This is a genomic window from Janthinobacterium pasteuri (assembly GCF_051380775.1).
In the GTDB taxonomy this organism is placed as follows: Bacteria; Pseudomonadota; Gammaproteobacteria; order Burkholderiales; family Burkholderiaceae_D; genus Janthinobacterium.
Genome location: NZ_JBNYXS010000029.1, coordinates 63,825 through 70,812, shown reverse-complemented (window position 1 = coordinate 70,812; position 6,988 = coordinate 63,825). Strand labels below are relative to the sequence as shown.

Genomic DNA, 6,988 nt, shown 5'->3' with positions numbered 1-6,988 from the left:
CGTCAACGTGCGCGCCGGCATCCGCGTACAGGGCGCCGCCCACGTGCAGAACGTCAATGCCTACCACAGCCGCTTGCGCGGCTGGCTGCGCATATTCCACGGGGTAGCCAGCCGTTATCTGCCGAATTATCTGGGGTGGCGCTGGATACTCGACGCCGGACGCATCCGCTCCCCAGAAACATTGTTGAAGGCAACTATGGGAGAGTTCCCACACCTTACGGTGACATAGCCTAATATAAAACCACGGAACGGATCGATTCGCCGCTCTTCATCAGGTCGAAGCCCTGATTGATGTCTTCCAGCTTAAGGCGATGCGTGATCAGGTCGTCAATATTGAGCTTGCCTTCCATATACCAGTCGACGATCTTCGGCACGTCCGTGCGGCCCCGTGCGCCGCCGAAGGCCGAACCGCGCCATTCGCGCCCCGTCACCAGCTGGAACGGGCGTGTGGAAATTTCCTGGCCCGCTGCCGCCACGCCGATGATGAAGGACTTGCCCCAGCCCTTGTGCGTGCACTCGAGCGCCTGGCGCATCAGCGTCGTGTTGCCGACGCATTCAAACGAATAGTCGGCACCGCCGTCGGTCAATTGCACGATGGCATCGACGACGTTTTCCACCTCGTTCGGGTTGATGAAATGCGTCATGCCGAACTTGCGCGCGATGGCCTGGCGCGCCGGGTTGATGTCGATACCGATGATTTTATCGGCGCCGACCATTTTCGCTGCCTGGATCACGTTCAGGCCGATGCCGCCCAGGCCAAATACGGCCACATTCGCGCCCGCTTCCACCTTGGCCGAGAACAATACCGCGCCCACGCCCGTCGTCACGCCGCAGCCGATGTAGCAAACCTTGTCGAACGGCGCATCTTCGCGGATCTTGGCGAGAGCGATTTCCGGCACGACAATGTAATTGGAAAAGGTCGAAGTGCCCATGTAGTGGAACAGCGGCTGGCCATTCAGCGAAAAGCGGCTGGTGGCGTCCGGCATCAGGCCGCGGCCCTGCGTGGAGCGGATGGCCTGGCACAAATTCGTCTTTTGCGACAGGCAGAACTTGCACTGGCGACATTCCGGCGTGTACAGGGGGATAACGTGGTCATCCTTTTTCAGGGTCGTCACGCCCGGGCCCACGTCGACGACGACGCCCGCGCCTTCGTGGCCCAGGATGGCCGGAAAGATACCTTCCGGGTCGGCGCCGGACAGGGTGTAGTAATCGGTATGGCAAATGCCCGTGGCTTTCAGCTCGACCAGCACTTCGCCGGCACGCGGGCCGGCCAGGTCGACTTCTTCGATGGTCAACGGGGCGCCCGCCTTCCAGGCAATCGCGGCTTTGGTTTTCATGGGGATGCTTCCTGCTCGGTTTCAGATGCGCCATTATCGGGTACAGGCGGGCGCGGTGGCGCAGCTGGCACCGCGCTTGTCTGAAAACGCGGCGCATTTGTCCGATGCCGCCGTAGCGTGCAGCAGCGCACGGAAGCGCGGTGCATGACAGGCGTACGCTTGCGCAAGCTCAATCTTGCGGGCACCAAAACGTGCATTCTTGACGCAACAGCATTCCCTTGGTCCATCGCACTGACTCGCTGTCACTGACTCGTCATTTCATCGTTCCCACAGGAGACTGACATGCGCAACTCGCTACCCCGACTGCCCATCACCTGGCCAGCCCTGCTGCTGGCATGCTGCCTGGCCCTGCTGGCCGCCTGTGGTGGCGGCCAAGATGACCACCCGCCCGGCGCCACCACGGGCAGCCTGACGCTCACCATCGGCGGCTTGCCGGCCGGCGTGGCAGGCGCCGTCACGCTTAGCGGTCCAGCGTCCTACAGCAAGCTGCTGACGGCAAGCACCACGCTCGCTAGCCTGGCACCCGGCGCCTACATGCTCAGCGCTGCCAGTGTTGCGCAAGGCACGCAAACGCTGGCCCCCACGCCCGTCACGCAGCAGGTGCAAGTCAATGCGGGCGCCACGGCCAGCGCCAGTGTCACCTATGCGGCCACGGCACCGCTGGCACTGGCACTGCAAGAGGTAGCCAGCGGACTGGACGTCCCCATCTTCCTCACGGCGCCGCCCGGCGACAGCCGCCTCTTCATTCTAGAACGCCCCGGCCGCATCCGCGTGCTGCAGAACGGCAACTTGCTGGCCACGCCCTTCCTCGACATCAGCAGCCTGACCAGCACCAGCGGCGAACGGGGCTTGCTATCGCTGGCCTTTCACCCGCAATATGCGAGCAATGGCTATTTCTTCCTGTATTACACCAACCTGGCCGGCGATATCGTCATCGAACGGCGGCAAGTGTCAGCGGGCAGCGCCAACGTGGCCGATCCCCTGTCCGCGTTGACCATTCTCACGATACCCCACCCCACGTTCAGCAACCACTATGGCGGCTTGCTCAGCTTTGGCCCGGATGGCTATCTGTACGCGGGCACGGGCGACGGCGGCAGCGCGGGCGACCCGTCCGGCAATGCGCAAAACACAAATGTGCTGCTGGGAAAACTGCTGCGCCTGGACGTTAACGCCAGCACGGTAACCCAGCCATACGCCATTCCAGCGGGCAACCCGTTTGCCGGCACGCCCGGCGCGCGCGCCGAAATCTGGGCCTATGGCTTGCGCAACCCGTGGCGCTACGCCTTCGACGTGCCAGCCCAGCTGCTGTACCTCGCCGACGTGGGCCAGGCCAATTGGGAAGAGATCGATGTGCGCCCCGTGGGCCAGGCGGGCAACAACTATGGCTGGAACATCATGGAAGGCGCGCACTGCTACAACAGCAGCAGCTGCAAGCAGGCGGGGCTGGTCCTGCCTGCCATCGAATACGGCCACGATGCGGCTGGCGGCTGCTCGATCACAGGCGGCTATGTGTACCGGGGCTCTGCCCTGCCGGAACTGGCGGGGCAGTACCTGTATTCGGACTACTGCAGCGGCTGGCTTAAAAGTTTCAGCTACAGCAATGGCGCGGCCTCTGCCGTGACAGACTGGGGCATCACCAACGTGGGCAATATCCTGTCGTTTGGCCAGGATGCGCAGAACGAGCTGTACATGCTGAGCGGCACGGGCAAGGTGTACCGGGTCGTACGTAAATAAGAGTACTTCAGTAAGCGTACGCAAATGAGCGTGCGCCAGTGAAACGGGCCGCACGCGGCTAGGGGCGTTTTTCGACGGAGCGCGGGGAACCGGCTAGAATGGGTTTTTCCCGTCGCGCCCTGCGCACCAGCCCAAGAGAGCACCATGGCCCGTTTGAAACTTGAATTTCCCGAAGACCAGTACTGCTATTCCTCGCAACTGACGGTACGCACCACGGACATCAATGCCGGCAATCATCTCGGCAACGATTCCATGATTTCCATGATTTCCGAGGCGCGCGCCCGCTTCCTGTTCGAATTCGGCGTGCGCGACATTGAAGCGGACGGCACCGGCATCATCGTCACCGACCTGGCCACCACCTACCGTGCCGAAGCCCATGCGCGCGACCAGCTGCTGTTCGAAGTGGGCGTCATGGATTTTAATAAATATGGCGGCGACATCACTTTCCGCATCACGCGTCCTCGCGACAATACGCTGATCGCGATGGCCAAGTCCGGCTTTGTGTTTTTCAACTACAAGCGCAGCCAGGTCGTACCCATGCCGGAAGAGTTCGGCAGCAAGTTCCCGCAGGTGAACTGGATCGATTAAGGAATGGATTAAACGGGTCGCCTTGCTACCATGCTGTATGCTTGCCAGGAAGATATTAAAACTGGAGCGGCATGCAAGCAGCGATAACGGCAAGACTGTGCCTGACCCTGGCGCTGCTGGGCGTCTTGCCGACCGCCCTGGCCGCGCCGCAAACCGTCATCCTGTACGGCGACGACGACTATGCGCCATACAGCTACGTGGAAAATGGCGTGTTCAAGGGCATGTACGTCGATTTGCTGCGCGCAGCCGCCACAAGAATGCCGGAGTATCGGCTGGACCTGCAGCCGCGCCCTTGGAAACGGGGCCTCGATGCGCTGGAAAAAGGCCAGGTATTCGGCCTGTTTCCGCCAGGGCGCAAGACGGAACGGCCGTACGTGCAACCGTATTCGGCCATGCTGTACCGCGAATCGGTGGTGCTGTTTTGCCATGACGCCGTCATGCGCACGCCGCGCACGCACTTCCCGACCGACTTTGCCGGCCTGAGCATCGGCGTCAATACGGGGTTTTTACTGTCGGAAAAATTGATGGCGCCCACCTGGAAGCGGCCAAGGGCAATGAAGCCAATCTGAGGAAACTGGCCCTGCGGCGCATCGATTGCTACGCCAGCGACCGCGGCGCAGCCCGCCACACGGCGCGCCAGTTGCAAGGCGAACTCACCAGTTACGGCTTTCATTTGCACGAAGTGCTGGAACTGTCTTCCGAAGCCACGTATATCGCCTACAGCGCGCGCAATACGCCCGCCTACAAGGCCGATTTCATCGACAAGATGAATGCGGCCTTGCTTGCCATGCGGCAGAACGGCCAGCTGGCGCGCATCGAAGAAGCATACCAGCGCTGACATAGCGATGAATGCTCGCTTACTTGCGCGTCTGGCGCTTCACCTTGATGCCGAAGGTATCGGCATACCAGTCATCGATCATCAGCTTTTCATAGCGCAGCTTTTCATTGCTGAAGTAATGATTGATGCGGCTCAGGTACGACATGTCGGACAAGGCTGCATCGCCACTGCGAATGACCTTGCCTTCCTGTTCCAGCACATAGTGCAGGCGCATGCGCGGCCAGTCGATCCGGCCATTCATGACGCGGATATCCTGGCCGGCACGCAGCGCGGGATTTTCACGGCCCGCCAGATCCACATCCGTGACGTCGATTTTCAGGGTCTGCCCGGGCGGCAGCGCTGCGCCCAGTTTCTCGAAATGCCGGCTCAGTTCCTTCAACACATCTTCCCGATCCTGCGGGTTGAACGGGACATCCGTGTATTGATCCGGTTTGCTGAAGTGTACTTCCGTGCCTGCCCAGGCCGCGCTGCTGGCCAGCAAGGCCAGGGCGGCGACTAGGGCGCGCGTCGTTTGTTTTTGCATGATTAGCCCTTTCAGGAAATGTGAGTGGCATGGGGCCACTTCTTATGCCTACCCAATATAGCGCGCCGCATCCCATTCTGGTGCGGAATTCATACCTTGTTACTTTTATGCTTTCCCACCAGAAAAGCAAGGCGCCGACTTTTTTTGCAGATTCATTAGCAATATTAATTAAAACAAAGTATTGTCTTGAAAATATAGTTGCCTAAGCGATAAAGTATAGATAGTGTTAACAGCAGGGATTTACAATCTTTTTAGCACGTGTGTTGCATGTTTTTAGTCAATTTTTCTTGCATATTGTTAATACTTAGCTGTCAGTCTACAATCGATAAAATGCGCCCGAAAAACGCGCAACGCCGGTAATGGCGCACAGGGATTCCTGGCGCAGGCGTCTCAGTATTGCGTCAGTTATGCCTTTTAGCGGAACTCGCCCTTATGTCATTTTTGTCTTCAGCATCGCCCAAGTTACCTCCCTGGAAAGTCTTGCTCGTCGATGATGAACCCGACATCCACGACATCACCAAACTGACACTGAGCCGTTTTCGCCTCGAGGGCCGCGCCCTGAGCTTCGTGCACGCCTACAGCGGCGCCGAGGCCAAACAGGTGCTGGCGCGCGAAGAAGGCATCGCCCTGGTCTTCCTCGACGTGGTGATGGAGCGCGAAGACAGCGGCCTGGAAGTGGCGCGCTGGATGCGCGAAGACCTGGGCAACCAGTTTACGCGCATCGTGCTGCGCACGGGACAGCCGGGACAGGCGCCGGAAGAACGGGTGATCGTGAACTACGACATCAACGACTACAAGGAAAAGACGGAACTGGACCGCACCAAGCTGTTCACCACCACCTTTGCCGCCCTGCGCGCCTACCGCGACATCATGAAGGTCGAGGAAGCGCGCCTGGCCCAGCTGCACTACCGCGAAGGCCTGGAAAGAGTCATCGCCGCCTCGGCGCATATCTTCAAGCAGCGCAACCTGCGCGACTTCGCCAGCGGCCTGCTGCAGCAAGTCGTCGCCCTGCTACGCCTGGAAACGAGCATGCTGCTGCGCCTGCGCGGCGCCAGCGCCATCACGGGCGAGCAGGACTATGAAATCCTCGCGCAGATCGGCGACCATGAAGCCGATGACGGCATCCTCAGCCCTTCCCTGCTGTCGCAGCTGGACCATGCCAAGAGCAACAGGATCTCGCGCCTGCATGGCGACACCTATGTCGGCTATTTTCCCAACAGCAGCGGCAAGGCTTCGCTGCTGGTCTTGAAAGGCGTGGAAGAAATTTCCGACCTCGACGCGCAATTGCTGGAAGTGTTCTGCTCCGGCGTGGCCATCGCCTTCGACAACATTCTGCTGACGCAGGAAATCACCGATACCCAGGCCGAGCTGATCCTGCGTCTGGGCGATGTGGTCGAATCGCGCTCGCACGAAGGCGGCAACCACGTGCGCCGCATGGCCGAAGTGTGCCAGCTGCTGGCGCAAGCGTCCGGCATGTCGGAAGAGGAAACCATGGTACTGCGCCACGCGGCGCCCATGCATGACATCGGCAAGATTTCCACGCCGGACGCCGTGCTGCTGAAACCGGGCAAGCTCGACGCGGCCGAGTGGGAAATCATGAAGCAGCATCCGACGGTGGGCATGTCCATCCTCGACGGCTCGCAGCGCCCCTTGCTGAAAGCGGCTGCCGTGATCGCCCACCAGCACCATGAAAAGTACGACGGCAGCGGCTACCCGCAAGGCCTGGTCGGCGAAAACATCCACAAATACGCGCGCATCGCCGCCGTCGCCGACGTCTTCGACGCCCTCATGCACAAGCGCTGCTACAAGGACGCCTGGCCCCTGGAGCGCGTCGTCAGCTACCTGCGCGAAGTGAGCGGCAGCCACCTCGATCCGCAGTATGTGGAGTTGCTGATTGCGAATCTGGATGAGGCACTTGCGTTGAATCAGCGTTTCCCTGATTAGAAGGTCAGAGCCAAGTGCTCCCTG

Annotated in this window: 7 protein-coding genes and 1 pseudogene; 6 read left to right on the top strand and 2 right to left on the bottom strand. The window is 60.4% G+C overall.

The genetic code is table 11. From position 1 onward, the window contains the following. A pseudogene (locus tag ACQ4WN_RS23075) lies at positions 1–229 on the top strand (IS1595 family transposase); the annotation flags it as partial. A 1-nt stretch (position 230) separates the two neighbouring features. Here the strand turns inward: ACQ4WN_RS23075 and ACQ4WN_RS23070 are convergent. Beyond that, positions 231–1,337 carry an S-(hydroxymethyl)glutathione dehydrogenase/class III alcohol dehydrogenase gene (locus tag ACQ4WN_RS23070; protein WP_289951493.1) on the bottom strand — a complete coding sequence of 369 codons (1,107 nt, stop codon included), beginning with the start codon at positions 1,335–1,337 and terminating at the stop codon, positions 231–233. 282 nt (positions 1,338–1,619) lie between these two features. On the opposite strand from ACQ4WN_RS23070, the gene ACQ4WN_RS23065 reads away from it, so the two are divergent. From ACQ4WN_RS23065 to ACQ4WN_RS23050, 4 genes are all read left to right on the top strand, one after another. Beyond that, on the top strand, positions 1,620–3,071 hold the full coding sequence (locus ACQ4WN_RS23065; protein ID WP_436553631.1) for a PQQ-dependent sugar dehydrogenase: 1,452 nt from the start codon (positions 1,620–1,622) through the stop codon (positions 3,069–3,071). A gap of 144 nt (positions 3,072–3,215) precedes the next feature. Then, positions 3,216–3,659: a thioesterase family protein gene (locus tag ACQ4WN_RS23060; protein WP_071079638.1), complete on the top strand. Its 444-nt coding sequence runs from the start codon at positions 3,216–3,218 to the stop codon at positions 3,657–3,659. Positions 3,660–3,730: 71 nt separating this feature from the next. Next, entirely contained in the window at positions 3,731–4,228 is a 498-nt protein-coding gene (locus ACQ4WN_RS23055) for a substrate-binding periplasmic protein (protein WP_436553630.1), read from the top strand. Between the two features lie 71 nt (positions 4,229–4,299). Then, the gene (locus tag ACQ4WN_RS23050; protein ID WP_436553629.1) at positions 4,300–4,497 is read left to right on the top strand and encodes a hypothetical protein; all 198 of its coding nucleotides are present in this window, start codon (positions 4,300–4,302) and stop codon (positions 4,495–4,497) included. A gap of 19 nt (positions 4,498–4,516) precedes the next feature. On the opposite strand, the gene ACQ4WN_RS23045 is transcribed toward ACQ4WN_RS23050, so the two are convergent. Beyond that, the gene (locus ACQ4WN_RS23045) at positions 4,517–5,020 is read right to left on the bottom strand and encodes a DUF3016 domain-containing protein (protein ID WP_436553628.1); all 504 of its coding nucleotides are present in this window, start codon (positions 5,018–5,020) and stop codon (positions 4,517–4,519) included. A 432-nt stretch (positions 5,021–5,452) separates the two neighbouring features. On the opposite strand from ACQ4WN_RS23045, the gene ACQ4WN_RS23040 reads away from it, so the two are divergent. Further along, the gene (locus ACQ4WN_RS23040) at positions 5,453–6,964 is read left to right on the top strand and encodes a DUF3369 domain-containing protein (RefSeq protein ID WP_436553627.1); all 1,512 of its coding nucleotides are present in this window, start codon (positions 5,453–5,455) and stop codon (positions 6,962–6,964) included. Positions 6,965–6,988 lie beyond the last annotated feature (24 nt).